This window comes from Acidovorax sp. LjRoot118 (genome assembly GCF_964253575.1).
GTDB lineage: Bacteria > Pseudomonadota > Gammaproteobacteria > Burkholderiales > Burkholderiaceae_C > Acidovorax.
Map to the genome: position 1 here is coordinate 6,394,458 of NZ_CAXURB020000001.1, position 17,090 is coordinate 6,411,547.

19 protein-coding genes are annotated in these 17,090 nt (G+C 67.6%); 9 read left to right on the plus strand and 10 right to left on the minus strand.

Annotated features, from left to right (window positions below):
* Window positions 1-6: 6 nt before the first annotated feature.
* The gene (locus tag ACSQ9E_RS30030; protein ID WP_436219956.1) at window positions 7-312 is read left to right on the plus strand and encodes a DUF2007 domain-containing protein; all 306 of its coding nucleotides are present in this window, start codon (window positions 7-9) and stop codon (window positions 310-312) included.
* Window positions 313-335: 23 nt separating this feature from the next.
* Here ACSQ9E_RS30030 and ACSQ9E_RS30035 read toward each other — a convergent pair whose 3' ends face one another.
* Both ACSQ9E_RS30035 and purB read right to left on the minus strand, forming a co-directional pair.
* A complete protein-coding gene (locus tag ACSQ9E_RS30035) occupies window positions 336-896 on the minus strand; it encodes a YaeQ family protein (RefSeq protein WP_057200623.1) in 561 nt (186 codons plus the stop codon).
* A gap of 160 nt (window positions 897-1,056) precedes the next feature.
* Complete coding sequence (gene purB, locus ACSQ9E_RS30040) at window positions 1,057-2,436, minus strand: adenylosuccinate lyase (RefSeq protein WP_057200624.1); 1,380 nt, start codon at window positions 2,434-2,436, stop codon at window positions 1,057-1,059.
* Between the two features lie 251 nt (window positions 2,437-2,687).
* Between purB and ACSQ9E_RS30045 the strand changes: the two genes are divergently transcribed.
* The 8 genes from ACSQ9E_RS30045 (at window position 2,688) to ACSQ9E_RS30080 (ending at window position 9,932) form a co-directional block, all read left to right on the plus strand.
* Window positions 2,688-3,302, plus strand: coding sequence for a glutathione S-transferase N-terminal domain-containing protein (locus ACSQ9E_RS30045; RefSeq protein ID WP_057200625.1), 615 nt, complete (start codon window positions 2,688-2,690; stop codon window positions 3,300-3,302).
* A gap of 50 nt (window positions 3,303-3,352) precedes the next feature.
* On the plus strand, window positions 3,353-4,072 hold the full coding sequence (locus ACSQ9E_RS30050; protein ID WP_057200626.1) for a TetR/AcrR family transcriptional regulator: 720 nt from the start codon (window positions 3,353-3,355) through the stop codon (window positions 4,070-4,072).
* A gap of 106 nt (window positions 4,073-4,178) precedes the next feature.
* Entirely contained in the window at window positions 4,179-4,754 is a 576-nt protein-coding gene (locus tag ACSQ9E_RS30055; protein ID WP_428003120.1) for a TRAP transporter small permease, read from the plus strand.
* A 34-nt stretch (window positions 4,755-4,788) separates the two neighbouring features.
* Window positions 4,789-6,069, plus strand: a complete 1,281-nt coding sequence (locus ACSQ9E_RS30060) for a TRAP transporter large permease (RefSeq protein ID WP_436219957.1) — start codon at window positions 4,789-4,791, stop codon at window positions 6,067-6,069.
* Between the two features lie 56 nt (window positions 6,070-6,125).
* Window positions 6,126-7,130, plus strand: a complete 1,005-nt coding sequence (locus ACSQ9E_RS30065) for a TRAP transporter substrate-binding protein (RefSeq protein ID WP_057267069.1) — start codon at window positions 6,126-6,128, stop codon at window positions 7,128-7,130.
* A 58-nt stretch (window positions 7,131-7,188) separates the two neighbouring features.
* On the plus strand, window positions 7,189-8,082 hold the full coding sequence (locus ACSQ9E_RS30070) for a shikimate dehydrogenase (RefSeq protein ID WP_428003122.1): 894 nt from the start codon (window positions 7,189-7,191) through the stop codon (window positions 8,080-8,082).
* A gap of 36 nt (window positions 8,083-8,118) precedes the next feature.
* Window positions 8,119-9,012, plus strand: a complete 894-nt coding sequence (locus ACSQ9E_RS30075; protein WP_436219958.1) for a 4-hydroxyphenylpyruvate dioxygenase — start codon at window positions 8,119-8,121, stop codon at window positions 9,010-9,012.
* A 14-nt stretch (window positions 9,013-9,026) separates the two neighbouring features.
* Entirely contained in the window at window positions 9,027-9,932 is a 906-nt protein-coding gene (locus ACSQ9E_RS30080; protein ID WP_057200631.1) for a sugar phosphate isomerase/epimerase family protein, read from the plus strand.
* Between the two features lie 12 nt (window positions 9,933-9,944).
* On the opposite strand, the gene ACSQ9E_RS30085 is transcribed toward ACSQ9E_RS30080, so the two are convergent.
* From ACSQ9E_RS30085 to ACSQ9E_RS30120, 8 genes are read right to left on the minus strand one after another with little or no spacing between them, the layout of a single operon-like run.
* Window positions 9,945-10,400 (minus strand): nuclear transport factor 2 family protein, encoded by a 456-nt coding sequence (locus ACSQ9E_RS30085; RefSeq protein WP_436219959.1) that lies wholly within the window; start codon window positions 10,398-10,400, stop codon window positions 9,945-9,947.
* Window positions 10,401-10,405: 5 nt separating this feature from the next.
* Window positions 10,406-11,188, minus strand: a complete 783-nt coding sequence (locus tag ACSQ9E_RS30090) for an SDR family NAD(P)-dependent oxidoreductase (RefSeq protein WP_057200633.1) — start codon at window positions 11,186-11,188, stop codon at window positions 10,406-10,408.
* Window positions 11,185-11,730, minus strand: coding sequence for a DUF3833 domain-containing protein (locus tag ACSQ9E_RS30095; RefSeq protein WP_057200634.1), 546 nt, complete (start codon window positions 11,728-11,730; stop codon window positions 11,185-11,187). The genes ACSQ9E_RS30090 and ACSQ9E_RS30095 overlap by 4 nt, the downstream gene beginning before the upstream one ends.
* Window positions 11,730-13,022, minus strand: a complete 1,293-nt coding sequence (locus tag ACSQ9E_RS30100) for an MFS transporter (RefSeq protein WP_436219960.1) — start codon at window positions 13,020-13,022, stop codon at window positions 11,730-11,732. The genes ACSQ9E_RS30095 and ACSQ9E_RS30100 overlap by 1 nt, the downstream gene beginning before the upstream one ends.
* Window positions 13,019-13,564, minus strand: a complete 546-nt coding sequence (locus tag ACSQ9E_RS30105) for a chalcone isomerase family protein (RefSeq protein ID WP_057200827.1) — start codon at window positions 13,562-13,564, stop codon at window positions 13,019-13,021. Before ACSQ9E_RS30105 ends, ACSQ9E_RS30100 begins: the two co-directional genes overlap by 4 nt.
* Before the next feature lie 9 nt (window positions 13,565-13,573).
* Window positions 13,574-14,794 (minus strand): SAM-dependent methyltransferase, encoded by a 1,221-nt coding sequence (locus ACSQ9E_RS30110; protein ID WP_057200636.1) that lies wholly within the window; start codon window positions 14,792-14,794, stop codon window positions 13,574-13,576.
* Between the two features lie 45 nt (window positions 14,795-14,839).
* A complete protein-coding gene (locus ACSQ9E_RS30115; protein WP_057200637.1) occupies window positions 14,840-15,619 on the minus strand; it encodes a DUF1365 domain-containing protein in 780 nt (259 codons plus the stop codon).
* Window positions 15,619-16,929 (minus strand): NAD(P)/FAD-dependent oxidoreductase, encoded by a 1,311-nt coding sequence (locus tag ACSQ9E_RS30120; protein ID WP_436219961.1) that lies wholly within the window; start codon window positions 16,927-16,929, stop codon window positions 15,619-15,621. Before ACSQ9E_RS30120 ends, ACSQ9E_RS30115 begins: the two co-directional genes overlap by 1 nt.
* Between the last annotated feature and the right edge of the window lie 161 nt (window positions 16,930-17,090).

Sequence of the window (17,090 nt, forward strand, 5' to 3'; positions counted from 1 at the left end):
GGGGCCATGCTGCGACTGACCCAGGCCCCCAACATCGCGATTGCCACGCTCTGGGCCGACATCCTGTGCGAGGCCGGCATGACCGCCTCGGTGCAGCGCCAGTACCTGGGTGCCGCCGCCGGCCACCTGCCGCCCGACCAGTGCCTGCCCGAGGTCTGGCTCGAATACGATGAGCACGCCACGGGTGCGCGCACCCTGCTGCAGGACCTGCAGAACATCCCGCAGCGCCACTGGGTGTGCCGTTGTGGTGAGACGGTGGAAGGTGGTTTCGAGCAGTGCTGGCACTGTGGTGCCCTGATGCCCCTGGACTGAGCGGAGCGGGCTCCGCTACCGCCCTACTTCCAGCGCACCGGCTCCACGACCACGCTGCCCAGATTGCTGCTCAGCGTCAGGGCGCTCTCCTGTACCGTGGCCTGCAGCTGCATGCTGCGCTCGGCCAGGGCCGCAAGGGCCTGCGATGCCTCAGTGGGGATGCGCCAGACCTGCAGTTTTTCCAGACGCGAGAGTTTGGTCTCGATGCCCTTCCACCAGATCTCGGCCGCGTGGTTGAAGCAGTACACCACCACGCTGTCGGACTTGCTGCAGGCCTTGGTCAGCGGCTTGTCCTCGGGCTGGCCGACCTCGATCCACACGCGCTTCCTGCCCGTGAAATCGGTCAGCGACGCGTCTGGATCGTCCGGGTCCGACAGACCGGCGCCAAAGGCCAGCGTGCCGTCGCCATTGCAGATGTCGTTGAGGTCGTGCGCATGGATGGCCAGCGCCGCCAGGCGCACCATCATGCGCTCGTCGGTCTCGCTCGGGTGCCGCGCCAGCGTCAGCGCATGGTCCGCGTAATAGCCGTGGTCGATGTCGGCGATCTGCAGATTCGCCTTGAAGATGGTGGATTTGATGGCCATGCGGTCTCACTGAACAACAATTGACCGCTGCCCATGCCCGTGTGCAGGCAACAGAGGCCGTGAAAATAGGAAATCACCATGCGCCACAGGGCACAGGCGATTTTCGTCGCGGGCATGCCGCGCCTGGGCCGCTGGGCTCAGGGCTTGCGGCAGAAACTGCTCAGGCCCGACGGGCCAGCGCTGCTGCCTTGCCGGTGTAGCTGCCCGGCGTCATCGCCAGCAACCGGTCCTTCTCGGCCTGCGGGATTTCCAGCGACTGGATCAGCCCGTGCAGCGCCTCGGCCGTCACGGTTTTGCCGCGCGTGACTTCCTTGAGCTTCTCGTAAGCGCCCTGCACGCCAAAGCGGCGCATCACCGTCTGGATCGGCTCGGCCAGCACTTCCCAGGATGAGTCCAGATCCTCGGCCAGGGCTTCCTCGTTGAGCTCCAGCTTGTTCAGGCCGGTCAGCAGCGAGGCATACGCCAGCGCGGCATAGCCCAGGGCCACGCCCATGTTGCGCAGCACCGTGCTGTCGGTCAGGTCGCGCTGCCAGCGGCTGACGGGCAGCTTTTCCGACAGGTGGCGCAGCAGCGCATTGGCCAGGCCCAGGTTGCCTTCGGCGTTCTCGAAGTCGATGGGGTTGACCTTGTGCGGCATGGTGCTGGAGCCGATCTCGCCGGCCTTCAGGCGCTGCTTGAAGTAGCCCAGGCTCACATAGCCCCAGATGTCGCGCGACAGGTCGACCAGGATGGTGTTGGCACGTGCCACGGCATCGAACAGTTCGGCCATATAGTCGTGCGGCTCGATCTGGATGCTGTAGGGCTGGAAGGTCAGGCCCAGGCCCAGGGGCTCGGGGGTTTCGATGACCTTCTTGCTGAACGCCTCCCAGTCGAAATCGGGCCAGGCCGACATGTGGGCGTTGTAGTTGCCCACGGCGCCATTCATCTTGCCCAGAATCTTCACGCCGGCAATGCGCTCGCAGGCGGCCTGCAGGCGCACCACCACGTTGGCCATCTCCTTGCCCACGGTGGTGGGGCTGGCCGTCTGGCCGTGGGTGCGGCTGAGCATGGGCACGTCGGCGTAGGCATGGGCCATCTCGCGCAGCTTGAGCACCACGCGGTCCAGTCCTGGCAGCACGACCTGGTCTCGGCCCGAGCGCAACTGCAGCGCATGGCTGGTGTTGTTGATGTCTTCGCTGGTGCAGGCAAAGTGCACGAACTCGGCGGCCTTTTCCAGCTCGGGGCGCGCCTCGAACTTGCTCTTGATCCAGTATTCCACGGCCTTCACGTCGTGGTTGGTGGTCTTCTCGATGTCCTTGATGGCGGCCGAATCGGCTTCCGAGAAATTCTTCACCAGGCCCAAAAGGTAGGCACGCGCGCCGGTAGTCAGCGGCTTGAACTCGGCAAAGCCTGCGTCCGACAGCGCGATGAACCAGGCCACTTCCACCTGCACGCGCCGGTGCATGTAGCCGTGCTCGCTCATGATGGGGCGCAGGGCGGCGAGTTTGTTGGAATAGCGGCCGTCGAGCGGCGACAGGGCAGTGATGGTGGACAGGCTCATGGGGCCAGATTGTAGGCTGCACGCACGGGGAAACCCCAATCCGCCCAGTGCACCCGGTGGCCTGGTGCGCCGCAGACAAGCTGTTGCAAATTTGCACCAGTGCGCTGCAGCTCTCGTGGCAGGCCGCTACAGGCGCTCCTGCGCGTTCTGGTATCCCCCATGCGGGGGGCTTGCGGGACAGGCGCCAGGGGGCGCAGCCGATAGAATCGGTCGTGTAACGTCAGCTTATCCCGCGCACTGGAAACCACCCCATGAAATTGATCGGAGCCTCCGCCAGCCCTTATGTACGCAAGGTGCGCGTCGTCATGGCCGAAAAGAAGCTCGACTACCAGTTCGTGCAGGAAAACGTCTGGGCCGACGACACGAGCATCGCCACCTCCAACCCGCTGGGCAAGGTGCCCTGCCTGGTGATGGAAGGCGGCGAGGCCGTCTTCGACTCGCGCGTGATCGTCGAGTACCTGGACACCCTCTCTCCTGTGGGCAAGCTCATCCCCAGCCAGGGCCGTGAGCGTGCCGAGGTCAAGACCTGGGAAGCCCTGGCCGACGGTGTGGTGGACGCGGCCATCCTCGCCCGCCTGGAAGCCACCTGGGCCCACCGCAAGGACAGCGAGCGCAGCCAGGCCTGGATCGACCGCCAGATGCGCAAGGTCAACGACAGCCTCAAGTCCATGAGCCAGGGCCTGGGCGACAAACCCTACTGCAGTGGTATCCACCTGAGCCTGTCGGACATCGCCGTGGGCTGCGCCCTGGGCTGGCTCGAATTCCGCTTCCCGGACGTAGCCTGGCGCAGCGAGTACCCCAACCTGGGCAAGCTGCTGGACAAGCTCATGCAGCGCCCGAGCTTCGCAGACACCAAGCCCTCTTGATCGCACCGGAGGGGCCAGAGGGGCTGGCCCTTGCCGTATGCTTGGCGCATATGGACGAAACGGTTCAAAATCCCCAGCCATCCGCCAGTGCCAGCCGCCCGGCGCGGCAACGCGCTGCGCGCGAGGCTGCGGCCACCCCCGGTGCCGAGCGCGTACGCGTGAACGACCCCGACCGCACGATGGCCAACATCCTGCAGGTGGCCACGGCGGAGTTCGCGGACAAAGGCCTGGCCGGTGCCCGCATCGATGAGATCGCGGCGCTCACCAGCACCAGCAAGCGCATGATCTACTACTATTTCGGTAGCAAGGAAGGCTTGTACGTCAAGGTGTTGGAGGAAGCCTATCGCCGCATCCGGCAGATCGAGTCGGAGCTGCACCTGGAAGACCTGGCGCCCGAGCAGGCCCTGCGCACCCTGGTCGGCTTCACCTTCGACTACCAGTTGGCCAACCCCGACTTCATCCGCCTGGTGATGAACGAGAACATGCACCGCGGCGAGTACATCAGCCGCTCCACGACCATCCAGGAGCTCAACATCCCGGTCATCCATGCGGTGCACAAGGTCTACCAGCGCGGCGTGGGCGCAGGCGTCTTCCGGCCCGACGTGGACCCGGTCGATCTGCACATGTCGATCTCGGCGCTGTGCTTCTTCAACGTCTCCAACCGGCACACCTTCGGCGCCATCTTCAAGCGCACGCTCGACTCGCCGGCCGCCATGGCCGAGCGCCGCGAATCCATCGTCGAGATGATCGTGCGCTTCCTGCGCCCCTGAGCTTTCGCGGCAACCACGCCCCGGCTGCGGGGGATCAGGGTTTGTACCTGGATTAAATACTAACCAGTTCGTACAAAATCTCGATCACAACGACCGGAGACTGGCAATGCTGGAATGGACCGACCGCCTGCTGGGGCGATACACCCGCCTGCTCGACATGCTCGGAGGCCTTTGCCTGGCCCTGATGGTGGTGCTGGTCTTCGGCAACGTGGTGGCGCGCTATGCGCTCAACTCGGGCATCACCATCTCCGAAGAGCTTTCGCGCTGGCTGTTCGTGTGGCTCACCTTCATGGGTTCCATCGTGGCACTGCGCGAGCACGGCCACCTGGGCACCGACATGCTGGTGTCGCGCCTGCCGCCCGTCGGCAAGCGCGCCTGCCTGGCACTGGCCCAGGCGGCCATGCTGTTCGTATCTTGGCTGCTGCTGTCGGGCAGTTGGGCGCAGATGCTGATCAACTGGGAGACCGAGGCCCCCGTCACCGGCGCATCGGTGGCGATCTTCTACGCCAGCGGCGTGCTCATGGGCGCCTCGGGCATCGCCATCCTGCTGCGCGATCTGCTGCGCACGCTCTTCACCCCGCTGTCCGAACAGGAGCTGGTCATGGTGCAGGAGAGTGAGGAGTTGTCCGCGCTGGCACAACGCAATGGGGTCGATTCCGATCTGCCTGCCAAGCGCCCCTGATCCGCCGCACCGCACGCCCACAGGACACCCGCCCATGACCGTCGCCATCTTCCTCGGATCCCTGCTTCTCGCCATGGCGATCGGCATCCCCATCGCCTATGCGCTGCTGCTCAGCGGCGTGGCGCTGATGTGGCACCTGGACCTGTTCGACGCGCAGATCCTGGCGCAGAACGTCATCAATGGTGCCGACAGCTTTCCCCTGCTGGCCGTTCCTTTCTTCATGCTGGCCGGTGAGATCATGAACGTCGGCGGCCTGTCGCGGCGCATCGTCAAGCTCGCGCTGACCCTGGTGGGGCACGTGCCTGGCGGTCTGGGCTACGTAGCCATCATGGCCGCTGTGCTCCTGGCCGCCGTCTCGGGCTCGGCCGTGGCCGATGCCGCAGCCCTCGCCTCGCTGCTGCTGCCGATGATGGTGGCTGCCGGGCACGACAAGGCCCGCTCTGCCGGCCTGATCGCATCGGCCGGCATCATCGCCCCGGTCATCCCGCCTTCCATCGGCTTCGTGATCTTCGGCGTGGCCGCCAACGTGTCCATCAGCAAGCTGTTCCTCGCGGGCATCGTGCCCGGCGTGCTGCTGGGCCTGTCGCTCGCGGTCACCTGGTGGTGGCTGGTGCGCAACGAAAAAGTACAGCCCCCGCCCAAGGCTTCGCGCGCCGAACTGCTCAAGGCGCTGCGCGAAGCCGTCTGGGCCCTGGGCCTGCCCCTCATCATCCTGGTGGGCCTGCGCATGGGCGTGTTCACCCCGACCGAGGCGGCCGTGGTAGCTGCCGTGTATGCCCTGCTGGTGGCGATGTTCGTTTACCGCGAGATCGGCGTGCGCCAACTGGCAGGCATCTTCCAGGCCTCGGCCCGCACCAGCGCCATCGTGATGTTTCTGGTGGCTGCCGCCATGGTCTCGGCCTGGCTGATCACCGTGGCCGACCTGCCCACCAAGGTCATCGGCATGCTGGAGCCCTTCATGGGCAACCAGACGCTGCTGCTGGTGGCCATCATGGTGCTGGTGATGGTGGTGGGCACGGCGATGGACATGACGCCCACCATCCTCATCCTGACCCCGGTGCTGATGCCGGTGGTCAAGGCCGCCGGCATCGACCCGGTGTACTTCGGCGTGCTGTTCATCATCAACAACGCCATCGGGCTGATCACGCCGCCGGTGGGCACGGTGCTCAACGTCGTGGCCGGGGTGGGGCGCATCTCCATGGACCAGGTCACGCGTGGCGTGCTGCCTTTCATGCTGGCCCAGTTCTTCGTGATGTTCCTGCTGGTGGTGTTCCCCTCCATCGTCATGGTGCCGCTGCGCTGGCTCACCGGCTGAAAATTTCACCGTCGTCGTTCCGTTCCGCTACCCACTACATCAAGGAGACTTTCATCATGACCCTCTTGAAGACCCTGCTGGCCACGGCCCTGGTTGCCGCATCGCTGTTGTCCGGTGCCCACGCGCAGGAGCGCACCATCAAGTTCGCCTTCCAGAACCAGAAAGAGCACCCCCAGGCCCAGGGCGCGCAGAAGTTCGCCGACCTCGTGGCCGCCAAGACCAATGGCCGCATCGCGGTCAAGCTCTTCCCCGGCGGCACGCTGGGCGGTGACCTGCAGACCGTCTCGGCGCTGCAGGGCGGCACGGTGGAGATGACCGTGCTCAACGCGGGCATCCTCTCCGCCCAGACCAAGGAATTCGGCATCTACGACTTCCCCTTCCTGTTCGCCTCGCCGCAGGAAGCCGATGCTGTCACCGACGGCCCCTTCGGCAAGAAGCTGCTCGACAAGCTGCAGGCCAAGAACCTGGTGGGCCTGGGCTACTGGGAGCTCGGCTTTCGCAACCTGACCAACAGCAAGAAGCCCATCACCAAGGCAGAGGACATCGCGGGCCTCAAGATCCGCGTGATCCAGTCGCCGATCTACATCGACATGTTCAACGCACTGGGCGCCAACGCCGTGCCCATGCCCTTCCCCGAGCTCTATACCGCCATGGAGCAAAAGGCGGTGGACGGCCAGGAGAATCCGTTCTCGACCATCCTCTCGTCCAAGTTCGCCGAGGTGCAAAAGCACCTCACGATCACGCGCCACATGTACAACCCGCAGGCCGTCATCGTCAGCAAGAAGTTCTGGGACAGCCTGAACCCGGCGGACCAGAAGGCTGTTACCGAAGCCATGGCCGAGGCCACCACCTTCCAGCGCAGCGTCTCGCGCTCGCAGGCCGACGTGGCGCTGGAGGAGCTCAAGAAGGCGGGCATGCAAGTGACCGAGTTCTCGCCGGCCGAGGTCGACAAGCTGCGCGCCAAGGTCAAGCCCGTGGTCGAAAAGCACAGCGACAAGGTCGGCGCCGAGACGGTGCAGGAGGTCTACGCCACGCTGGCCAAGCTGCGCGGCGGCAAGTAATCCGGTAACCCGCATGGTCTCGGCTTCGGCCAAGGCCATGCGGCAAGGCCTGTATCCCATGGACACCCTGCTTCTCGACTCCCCTCCCACCATGTCTTCCACAAGCCCCCGCAAGGTACTGATCGGGCTGATCGGTGCAGGCATCCAACAATCGCTGTCGCCCGCGCTGCACGAAGAAGAAGCGCGGCACCACGGCATGCGCCTGCACTACCAGCTGATCGACCTGGACCGATCCGCATCTTCGCCCGCGCAGCTGCCCACCCTGCTGTCGGCGGCACGCATCATGGGCTATGCCGGCTGCAACGTGACCTATCCCTGCAAGCAGGCCGTAATCGCGCATCTCGACGACTTGTCCGAGGAGGCGCGGGCCATGGGTGCCGTGAACACCGTGGTGGTGCAGGATGGCCGGCTGGTGGGGCACAACACCGATGGCTCGGGCTGGGCCTGGGGTTTCCAACGTGCCTTGCCAGAGGCCGATCTGGCCCATGTGGTGCTGCTGGGCGCAGGCGGTGCCGGCGCGGCCATTGCCCATGCCGTGCTGCGGCTGGGCGCGCAGCGCCTGGCCATCGTGGATGCGCAGCCCGAGCGCGCCGCGCAACTGGCGGCGGACGTCAATGCGCTCTACGGTGCGAGGGCCCATGCCAGCGACATCGCCACTGCCATGGCGCAGGCCACGGGGCTGATCCACGCCACGCCCACCGGTATGGACAAACTGCCCGGCGTGCCTCTGGATGTGGGCCTGCTGCGCCCCGCCATGTGGGTGTCCGAGGTGGTGTACTTCCCGCTCGAAACGGCCCTGGTGCAGGCCGCACGCGCCCTGGGTTGCCGAGTCTCGGACGGCGGCGGCATGGCCGTGGGCCAGGCCGTCGGGGCGTTCGAATTGTTCACCGGCGTCGCCCCCGATCCTGCGCGCATGGATGCGCACTTTCGCCAATTGGTCACCAGGCGCTGACCTGGTGCGCTCACCATTTCACAAGGAGCCCCGCCCATGAGCCCCCCGATGACGGCCGACCGTGAATCCCTGGGCACCCTGCCCAACCCCCTGGGCCTGCAGGGCGTGGAGTTCATCGAATACGCCACGGCCCGCCCCCAGGCACTGGGCCAGGCGCTGGAGCGCATGGGCTTCAAGCCCGTGGCGCGCCACCGCTCGCGCGAGGTGCTGCTGTACCGCCAGGGCGGCATGAACATCATCGTCAACGCCCACCAGGGCGACGAGCCGGCCCGTGACGCGCAGGCGCCCGGTGATGCCCCGGTGCTGGCCGCCATTGCCTTTCGCGTCGGCAATGCTGCCGCCGCTTACCGGCGCGTGCTGGAGCTCGGCGCCTGGGCCGTGCACACCGAGGTCGAGGTCATGGAGCTCAACATCCCGGCCATCCACGGCGTGGGCACCAGCCGCATCTACTTCGTCGACCGGCACCGTGAGTTCTCGATCTACGACGTGGACTTCGTACCGATACCGGGGGCGGACCCACGCCCGCCAGCCCAGCACGGCCTGCACCTGTTCGGCCTTGTGCAGTACATCGGCCTCGATCGGCTGGCCGACTGGACCGCCTTCTATGGTGAGCTGTTCGGCTTTGCCGAGCTGCCGCCCGAGCAGAGCTTTGGCGTGCTCACGCAGGGGCGCATCCTCGCCAGTCCCTGCGGCACGCTGTACTGGCAGCTCATCGAGCCGCTGATCGACGCGCTCGATGCCGACCCCGGCGAACTGCTGCAGCGCGTGGCCTTCGGCACGGGCGACGTGCTGGCCACGGTGGCAGCCCTGCGCGCACAAGGGGTGGATTTCGTCGAATCGCCCACGGGCGTGCACAGCGAAGTCCGAGGAGCGCTTACGCGTGCCGATGCGGGTGGCGCCAGCTTCGAGCTGGTGCTCGACCCGCGATGAAAACGGCACTCCCCATGCGCGCCCAGGCCATGCAACGCAACGTCGCCGATTTCGGCATGGACACCATCAGCCTCGCCGGTCCGCTGGAGGCCAAGCTGGCCGCCGTGAAGGCCGCCGGCTTCGGCCAGATCATGCTGGCCGCGCGCGACCTCGTCGGCCACCCCGAGGGTATCGACGCTGCCGTGCAGGCGGTGCGCAGCAGCGGCCTGCGCGTCACGGGCTTTCAGGTGCTGCGCGATTTCGAGGGGCTCTCGGGCCACCTGCACAGCTACAAGCTGGGCATCGCCCAGCAGATGATCCTCATGGCGCGCGCGCTGGGCACCCGGGTGCTGCTGGCCTGCAGTTCCACTTCGCTGCATGCCACGGACGATCCCGAAGCGATTGCGCGCGACCTGCGCAAGCTGGCCATGCTGGCGCTGCCCCACGGTATCCGCATTGCGTTCGAGGGCCTGTCCTGGGGCCGGCACATTAACGAGGTGCACCAGGCCTGGGCCGCGGTGCAACGGGCCGATTGCCCCAACCTGGGCCTGGCCATCGACTCCTACCACCAGTTCGCCACCAGCACGCCGCTCGAAGCCCTGGAGGGCGTGGACCCGGAGCGCATTTACCTGGTGCAGCTGTCGGACTTCATGTGGCAGGAGACGCGCACGGTGCAGGAGCGCATCGACACGGCGCGGCACTTCCGCGTGTTCCCGGGCGAGGGCGTGCACAGCCAGGCGCTGGTCGATTTGGTGCGCAAGCTCGACGGCTTGGGCTACCGGGGCGACTACAGCTTCGAGGTCTTCAACGACGACTACCAGCAACTGCCCCTGCCCTATGTGGCCGGCCGCGCCTGGAACAGCGCGGTGTGGCTGGCCGAAGGCGTGCTGCAGCGTGCCGTGCCCTTGCCTGGGCATCTGCGTCTGCAAGCGCGTCCGTGACGACGGCTGTGCTCAGCTGTTGGCGCGCTTCTTGAGCCAGCGCATCAACCCGCCCACCACGGGCAGCTTCTCGTACAGCTCCTCGGCCGCATCCCAGTAGTCGCGGTGCAGCGTGACCAGCCCCTGGTCGTCGAACACCAGGTGCGAGGCGCCGCGCACCGTCTGCGCCACGCCCTTGTGGAAATTGCGGAAAGCGAACAGGAACTCCCAGGTCAGGAAGCACTGCTGCCCCTGCACCACGCGGCCCGTCACCACAAAGCGCGGCTGGTCCAGCGCCACGAACATGTGCTCGAAGATGTGCCGGATGGCGGGCAGGCCCTGCACCTCGTTGAACGGGTCCTTGAAGCGCGCTTCGGCCGCATACAGGCGGCCCAGTGCCGCCACGTCGGCCGGGGCCAGGGTCTCGAAAAAGGCGATCACGCGGGTGACGGCCTCTTCGGTGGATGGGGTGGTGTCTGGCGGCGGCATGGGGCTCACAGTCCGGTGAACTTGCGGATGGCCGGAAAGTACCACCCATACGGCAGCACGCGCAGCATCTTCATCACGCGCGTGAAGCGCTTGGGGAAGTGGATGTCGAACGCGCCTTGCCCCCAGCCCTTGAGGATGGCCGTGGCCGCCTCTTCGGGCGTGATCAGCGCGGGCATGCGAAAGTCATTGCCCTCGGTGAGCGGCGTGGCCACGAAGCCGGGGTTGACCACGCTCACGCCCATGCCCAGGCCGTGCAGGTCCAGGTACAGTGCCTCGGCCAGGTTGATGAGCGCCGCCTTGGTCGGGCCGTAGGCCAGGCTCTTGGGCAGCCCGCGAAAGCCCGCCACGCTGCTGACCAGGCTCACATGCCCGGGGCGGCCCGACTGTGCGGCGGCCAGCATGTCTGGCAGCACGGCGGCCAGCAGGTGCAGCACGCCTGTGTAGTTCACCTGTTCGTGGCGCAGCATCACGGGCAGGTCGAACTCCGTGGCTCGCATGTGGTGGTAGGTGCCTGCGCAGTAGCACACCAGGTCCAGCGGTCCACCCGCCAGCACCTGGGCTGCGGCCGCCTTCACGGCCTCCGGTACGGCGGTGTCCAGCGGCAGGGCGACGCTGCCAGGGTGCTGCACGGCGAACGCGTTGAGCGCCGCTTCGCTGCGGGCCGAGACGATGACCTCGGCCCCGCGCGCATGCAGGGCCGATGCCGTGGCCCGGCCGATGCCGCTGGAGGCGCCCACCAGCCAGGCCCGGCGGCCCTGCCAGTCGCGCAGGCGGGGATTCAGGCTCATGGCGCCCGCCGGGTGAACGACAGCGTGATCTCGCCCAGCCGCACGCCGAACTTGCTCATGGTGGCGCGGTTGAGCATCACGCGCTCGTCCATGAGGTACATCCAGTCGTCCAGGTCCACGTGGTAGACCGTGCCATCCACGGGCAACGCCAGCGTGTAGTTCCAGCGGAAGGCGTTGCCGCGCACCTGGCCCACGGCCTGGCCGATCACGTCGCCGGCCGTGCCTGTGTAGCGGCCATCGGCCTCACGGGTGAGGCGCCAGATGCGCCGCTCCGTGCTGCCGTCCGAATAGGTGAAGGCCTCGTCCAGCACGCCCTGGTTGCCCGTCCACTGGCAGTTCATGACCACGGTGAAGCGTTTGACGATCTTGCCGCTGCGGTCCTGGAACATGCCGTGCGCGTCGATCACGCCATTGAAATACTGCGCCAGGTCGAGCACGGGCTTTTCGGCCGCGTAGTCGGCCAGGTTCTGGCCCGCGCAGCCCGACAGCGCCACGGGGGCGGCCACGGCGGCGGCCGAAAGGAGTAACAAGCGTCGCTGCATCATGGTTTGCCTTGGAGGGTTGGAATGGCTGCGGCAACGGGGCGCCGCAGGATCAGGAAGTACAGCGCTGCAGCGGCCACCAGCTTCAAGGCGCACGGCAGCACGGCGTAGGCCAGGCCCAGGGTCTGCAGGCCCTCTGCGCTGCGCGTGCCGGGCGTGTAGCCCAGTGCGTCGAGCAGGGGCAGGGCCAGGCCTGCGGCGAGTGCCAGGTTGAGCTTGGTGGCAAAGTTCCACCAGCCGAAGTAGGCGCCCTCGTGTTGGCCGCTGTCGCCTTCGGCCGCCACCACCCCGGCCAGCAGGGCACCGGGCAAGGCGAGGTCGGTGCCCAGGGCCACGCCCGAAAGCGCGCACACGGCAAGGAAGGGCATGCTGTCGCCCATTCCGAGCCCAGCCGTCCAGCCAAACACGGCCACGGCCAGCAGCATGCCCCCCAGCCAGGTGCGGGCCAGCCCCCAGCGCGCCACGGCGCGCAGCCACAGCGGGATCGAGAGCGCTGCGCAGAGGAAGTACGCGGCCAGGAACATCGGCTCCTGGCCCGGCGGGGCCTGCAGCCGGTCCTGGATGAAGAACAGCACCAGTGTGGCCGGTACGGCGCTGGCAATGCCGTTGAGCACGAACACCGCCAGCAGGCGGCGAAAGGCGGGCCGCGTCCAGGGCCGCCAAAGGTCTGCACGGTCTGTGGCGTGTGGCGCAACTGGCGCGGGCCGGGGTGCGCGCAGCCACGCCAGCCAGCCCAGCACCAGGGCGGCCGCAAACACGCCCAGCATCACCGGCAGGCCCAGCAGCGCGGGCAGTACCGAGGCGAGCACCACGCCCACCAGGGCCGCGCCCTCGCGCCAGGCGACGATGCGGCTGCGCTGCAGCTCGTCACCGCCCAGGCGCGCACCCCAGGACTGGTGCGCAATGCCGAGCTGGCTGTAGGCCAGGTAGGTGACCAGCAGGCAGACCAGCGCCCAGGCCGCGAGCGCGCCCTGGCCCTGCACCTTGGGAAAGAACAGCGCGGTGAGCCCGACGGCCAGCACCACGGCCGACATCGCCCCCGTGGAGAGAACCGCCAGCGGCGAGCGTTCGAACAGCCGGTCGGCCCAGCGGCCGAGCAGCGGGTCCGAGACCGCATCGAACAGGCGCGCGGCCAGCAGCACGCCGCCCAGCGTGGCCAGGGGCATGCCGAACTCACGGGCGTAGTGGTTGGGCAGCAGCACGTACAGCGGCAGCGCCACGAAGGCCAGCGGCAGCCCGAGCAGGCCATAGGCCAGCCCCTGGCGCCAGGGCAGCAGCGCGCCGGCGGTCACGGCGTCCCCGCAGCAGAGGGTGCAGCGATCAGCGCCTGGCGCAGCGCTGGCTCGGAGGTGCGCGGCGACAGCCAGATGCCGAAGAACAGGCGCGAGAACTCGGGGTCCTTGACCTCGCCCACGACCTGCCCGCCCATCTGGAACACGGCGCCCGCCCCGGGCTGGTAGATGCCGGTGAGCTGGTCGCCCGCCTTCACGTCGGGCAGGGCGGCCTGCAGGGCCTGTTGCCAGCGTGTGGCCTGGGCGGGGGTGAAGCGGCCCACGCGGCGCATTTCCTGGATGGAGCGCCCGGCAATCGCTTCGGCTGTGAAATCCCGCTGGTACGCCAGCTGGAGCACCAGGGGTTGGGCGGTGTAGTCGCTGGCGTCAAAGCCGGGGCTCACCCACAGCTGGGCGCTGTAGATTTCAAAGCCCAGGAAGCGCAGCGTGCCCTGGCCGGCCTGGCGCAGGCCGGCCAGCGGCGCTGCAGCCGGCGCCTGCGCCAGGGCCAGGCCCGGGCAGAGCAATGCCAGGACCAGGGTGAGCACGGCGGCTTGCGTCATGGCCATGGCTCAGTCTCGCACCAGGGTGTACTGCACTAGGTTGATGTTGGCCATGGCAAAGGCCGCTTCGCAATAGGCCAGGTAGAACTCCCAGATGTGCAGGAAGCGCTGGTCGAAGCCGAGCTGCAGGATCTGCGCACGCTGGGCCAGAAAGCGCTCGCGCCAGCGCCTGAGGGTCTCGGCATAGTCCTGGCCGAAGGCGAACTCATCCACCACGCGCAGGCCGGCGGCCTCGGCCTCGCGGCGGAACTCGCGCGGGCAGGGCAGGCAGCCGCCCGGAAAGATGTACTGCTGGATGAAATCGGTGGAGCTGATGTAGCGCTCGAACAGGCCGTCGTCGATCACGATGCTCTGGATGCAGGCCTTGCCGCCGGGCTTGAGCAGGCGCCGCACGGCCTGAAAATAGGTCGGCCAGTATTCGCGGCCCACAGCCTCGATCATCTCGATGGAGCAGACCGCGTCGTAGGGCCCGTCGGTGATGTCGCGGTAGTCCTGCAGGCGCAGATCGGCCTTTGCGGCCACGCCGCTCGCGTCCATGCGCTGGCGCGCAAACTCCAGCTGCTCGGTGGACAGCGTCACGCCGGTCAGCGAGGCGTCGAACTCGGTGGTGGCCATCTCGGCCAGCGCGCCCCAGCCGCAGCCGATCTCCAGCACCCGGTCGCCCGCTTGCACGCCCGCCATGCGCAGGGCGCGGCGCACCTTGGCATGCTGGGCGGCGCGCATGTCGCCACCGGCATCGCCCTCGAACCAGGCCGACGAGTAGTTCATCGTGTCGTCCAGCCACAGCGTGTAGAAGGCATTGCCCAGGTCGTAGTGGGCGTGGATGTTCTTCTGGCTGTTGGCGCGCGTGTTGCGGTTGAGCAGGTGCTTGATGCGGTACAGCAGCCGCCCGGCCCAGCTGCCATAGATCACACCCTCCACCTGCTGGCGGTTGGCGATGAACACGCGCAGCAGGTCCGTGAGGTTCGGCGTGGTCCAGTCGCCAGCGATGTAGCTCTCGGCAACGCCGATGTCGCCGGACTTGAGGGCTGCCTTGCAGACGTTCCAGTTCCTGAGCGTGATGGCCGCTGCCGGCCCGTCGCCATGGTGGTTGCCGAAATGCTGCAGCGTGCCGTCGGGCAGTTGCACCGTGAGGCTGCCGTGTTGCAGGCGTTGCATCAGGCGCAGGGCCGTGCGGGCGGCGGCAGGGGTGCCCCTTGGCAGGGCGGGTGCGAGGGTGGTGCTGTTCATGGCGGGCCGGATGGAAGAGGGGTTTCGGGACGGTGCGTGCCGGGCTCAGCGGGTCACGGCGGAGGCGGGGGCCGCGGGCTTGCGGTGAAAGCGCACCCGCTTGGCCCACAGACGGAGGGCCTGCCAGTGGATGCGGGCGATCACCGCCAGCGTCATCGCCGGGTAGCCCCACAGCGCCTGGCGCAGGGTCTCGCGGGTGATGGGCGAGAGCGTACCGCTCACGCTGGTCTGCAGCAGCGGGCCGCTGGCGTCGTCGTGGTCGATGCGCACCACGGTGCGCTCCTGCCCGCCCTGCACCGTGCGCAGGAAGCGGAAACGGTAGCCGCCGCTGATGTCGCAGAACGGCGAGACGTGGAACACCTTGCGCGCATGCTGCTCGGCGCCGTAGCGCGGCTGGTCCAGCAGATAGCAGTGGCGCTCGCCAAAGGTGTTGTTGACCTCGACCACGATGGCGCGCAGGCTGCCGTCCGGGCGGTGGCAGTACCAGAAGCTCACGGGCTTGAAGGTGTAGCCCAGCACGCGCGGGTAGCAGTGCAGCCAGACCTCACCCGTGGCGTCCGCGATGCCTTCGGAGCGCAGCAATTCGTCGATCCAGGCGAGTGCACCGCCCTGGGCGTCGCTGCGGCCGTCGCCATGGTCGGCATCGTGAAAGCTGATGGCGCCCCTGCGGTTCACGGCCAGCAGCCCGGCTGCCTGTGCGCGCAGTGAGCGCATGGGCAGCATCAGGAAGAAGGTGGGGTAGGCAAATGCATGCCGCTGGGGGCGCAGGCGCGTATGGCGCACCTGGCCAAAGCCCAGCAGCGGCTCGGCGGTGCGGGTGTCCATCAGGCGGCCTCCGCCAGCGGTGCCGGCTTGCGGGCCAGCAAGTGCTCGGCCACGGCCAGGCCCGACTTCAGCCCGTCTTCATGGAAGCCATAGCCCGTCCAGGCGCCGCAGAACCAGGTGCGTTCACGGCCCTGGAGCTGCGCGACGCCCTTTTGCGCACGGATGGCCGCCAAGTCGAAGACCGGGTGGGCATAGTCGTAGCTGCCGATCACCTGGTCGGGGGCGATCTCGCCCACCGGGTTGAGCGAGACAACGACCGGCTGCGCGAAGGGCACGGGCTGCAGCTGGTTGATGAGGTAGTGCAGGCACACGCGCGCCGACTCACGGCTGCGCTCGGGTGCGCGTTCGTAGTTCCACGCGGCCCAGGCGGCACGGCGTTCGGGCAGCACCGAGGTGTCGGTGTGCAGCACGGCGCGGTTGGCCTGGTAGCGGATGGCACCTAGCACCGCGCGCTCCTGCAGCGTGGGCTGGGCCAGCAGCGCCAGCGCCTGGTCCGAGTGGGTGGCCAGCACCACCTGGTCAAAGCGCTCGGTGTTGCCGGTAGTCACCACGCGCACGCCCGCAGCGTCGCGCTCGATGCGGCGCACGGGGGTGTCCAGGCGCTTGTCTTCGATGCCCGCCACGATCTTGTCCACATAGTGGCGCGCGCCACCGGCCACCGTCCACCACTGGGGCCGGTCGCTCACCTGGATCAGGCCGTGGTTGTGGCAGAAGCGGATCATCGTGGCCACCGGGAACTGCAGCATCTGGTCTGTGGGGCAGCTCCAGATGCAGCCCAGCATGGGCAGAAAGTACCAGTCGCGGAACGCATCGCCGAAGCGGTGCTCCTTGAGGAAGTCGGCCAGGGGCTGCATCAACGCGGCGTCGGCCTGGGCTTCGGCCAAGCGCGTGCACAGACGGTTGAAGCGCAGCAGGTCGCGCAGCATGCCCAGGAAACGCGGGTTCATGAGGTTGCCGCGCTGGGCGAATACGGTGGACAGGTTCGTGCCGCTCCACTCCAGCGTACGCCCGCCGCCCAGGGCCTGCGGCACTTGCACCGAGAACGACATGTCGGATTTGGCGGTTTCCACCCCCAGGTCGGCCAGCAGGCGGATCAGGTTCGGGTAGGTGCGCTCGTTGAAGACCAGGAAACCCGTGTCGACGCCGCAGTGCACGGCGTCGCCCTCGGGGCCCGGCAGGGTCACGTCCACCGTGTGGGTGTGGCCGCCGAAATAGCTGCCCGCTTCGTAGAGGGTGATGTCGGCCTGGCCGCGCAGCCGGTGGGCCACGGCCAACCCGGAAATGCCGGAGCCGACGATGGCGATCTTCATGGCCGGCGCCCTCTGGCCGGCAGGCTGAATAAAAAAGTTGCGAAGCGTCCCGAAACGAATAAGAGAGGGAGGGAGGAGAAGCGCTCCAGGAGAACAGTCGGAACCCGTGGGACCGAAAGGCTTCGCAACGTTAAAACGGGGGGACGCTCAACACGTCCTTG

What these genes read in the sequence shown, in the direction of transcription:
- ACSQ9E_RS30030 (WP_436219956.1), top strand. Translation starts at nt 7, where the DNA reads ATGCTGCGACTGACCCAGGCCCCCAACATCGCGATTGCCACGCTCTGG.
- ACSQ9E_RS30035 (WP_057200623.1), bottom strand. Translation starts at nt 896, where the DNA reads ATGGCCATCAAATCCACCATCTTCAAGGCGAATCTGCAGATCGCCGAC.
- purB (WP_057200624.1), bottom strand. Translation starts at nt 2,436, where the DNA reads ATGAGCCTGTCCACCATCACTGCCCTGTCGCCGCTCGACGGCCGCTAT.
- ACSQ9E_RS30045 (WP_057200625.1), top strand. Translation starts at nt 2,688, where the DNA reads ATGAAATTGATCGGAGCCTCCGCCAGCCCTTATGTACGCAAGGTGCGC.
- ACSQ9E_RS30050 (WP_057200626.1), top strand. Translation starts at nt 3,353, where the DNA reads ATGGACGAAACGGTTCAAAATCCCCAGCCATCCGCCAGTGCCAGCCGC.
- ACSQ9E_RS30055 (WP_428003120.1), top strand. Translation starts at nt 4,179, where the DNA reads ATGCTGGAATGGACCGACCGCCTGCTGGGGCGATACACCCGCCTGCTC.
- ACSQ9E_RS30060 (WP_436219957.1), top strand. Translation starts at nt 4,789, where the DNA reads ATGACCGTCGCCATCTTCCTCGGATCCCTGCTTCTCGCCATGGCGATC.
- ACSQ9E_RS30065 (WP_057267069.1), top strand. Translation starts at nt 6,126, where the DNA reads ATGACCCTCTTGAAGACCCTGCTGGCCACGGCCCTGGTTGCCGCATCG.
- ACSQ9E_RS30070 (WP_428003122.1), top strand. Translation starts at nt 7,189, where the DNA reads ATGGACACCCTGCTTCTCGACTCCCCTCCCACCATGTCTTCCACAAGC.
- ACSQ9E_RS30075 (WP_436219958.1), top strand. Translation starts at nt 8,119, where the DNA reads ATGAGCCCCCCGATGACGGCCGACCGTGAATCCCTGGGCACCCTGCCC.
- ACSQ9E_RS30080 (WP_057200631.1), top strand. Translation starts at nt 9,027, where the DNA reads ATGCGCGCCCAGGCCATGCAACGCAACGTCGCCGATTTCGGCATGGAC.
- ACSQ9E_RS30085 (WP_436219959.1), bottom strand. Translation starts at nt 10,400, where the DNA reads ATGCCGCCGCCAGACACCACCCCATCCACCGAAGAGGCCGTCACCCGC.
- ACSQ9E_RS30090 (WP_057200633.1), bottom strand. Translation starts at nt 11,188, where the DNA reads ATGAGCCTGAATCCCCGCCTGCGCGACTGGCAGGGCCGCCGGGCCTGG.
- ACSQ9E_RS30095 (WP_057200634.1), bottom strand. Translation starts at nt 11,730, where the DNA reads ATGCAGCGACGCTTGTTACTCCTTTCGGCCGCCGCCGTGGCCGCCCCC.
- ACSQ9E_RS30105 (WP_057200827.1), bottom strand. Translation starts at nt 13,564, where the DNA reads ATGACGCAAGCCGCCGTGCTCACCCTGGTCCTGGCATTGCTCTGCCCG.
- ACSQ9E_RS30110 (WP_057200636.1), bottom strand. Translation starts at nt 14,794, where the DNA reads ATGAACAGCACCACCCTCGCACCCGCCCTGCCAAGGGGCACCCCTGCC.
- ACSQ9E_RS30115 (WP_057200637.1), bottom strand. Translation starts at nt 15,619, where the DNA reads ATGGACACCCGCACCGCCGAGCCGCTGCTGGGCTTTGGCCAGGTGCGC.
- ACSQ9E_RS30120 (WP_436219961.1), bottom strand. Translation starts at nt 16,929, where the DNA reads ATGAAGATCGCCATCGTCGGCTCCGGCATTTCCGGGTTGGCCGTGGCC.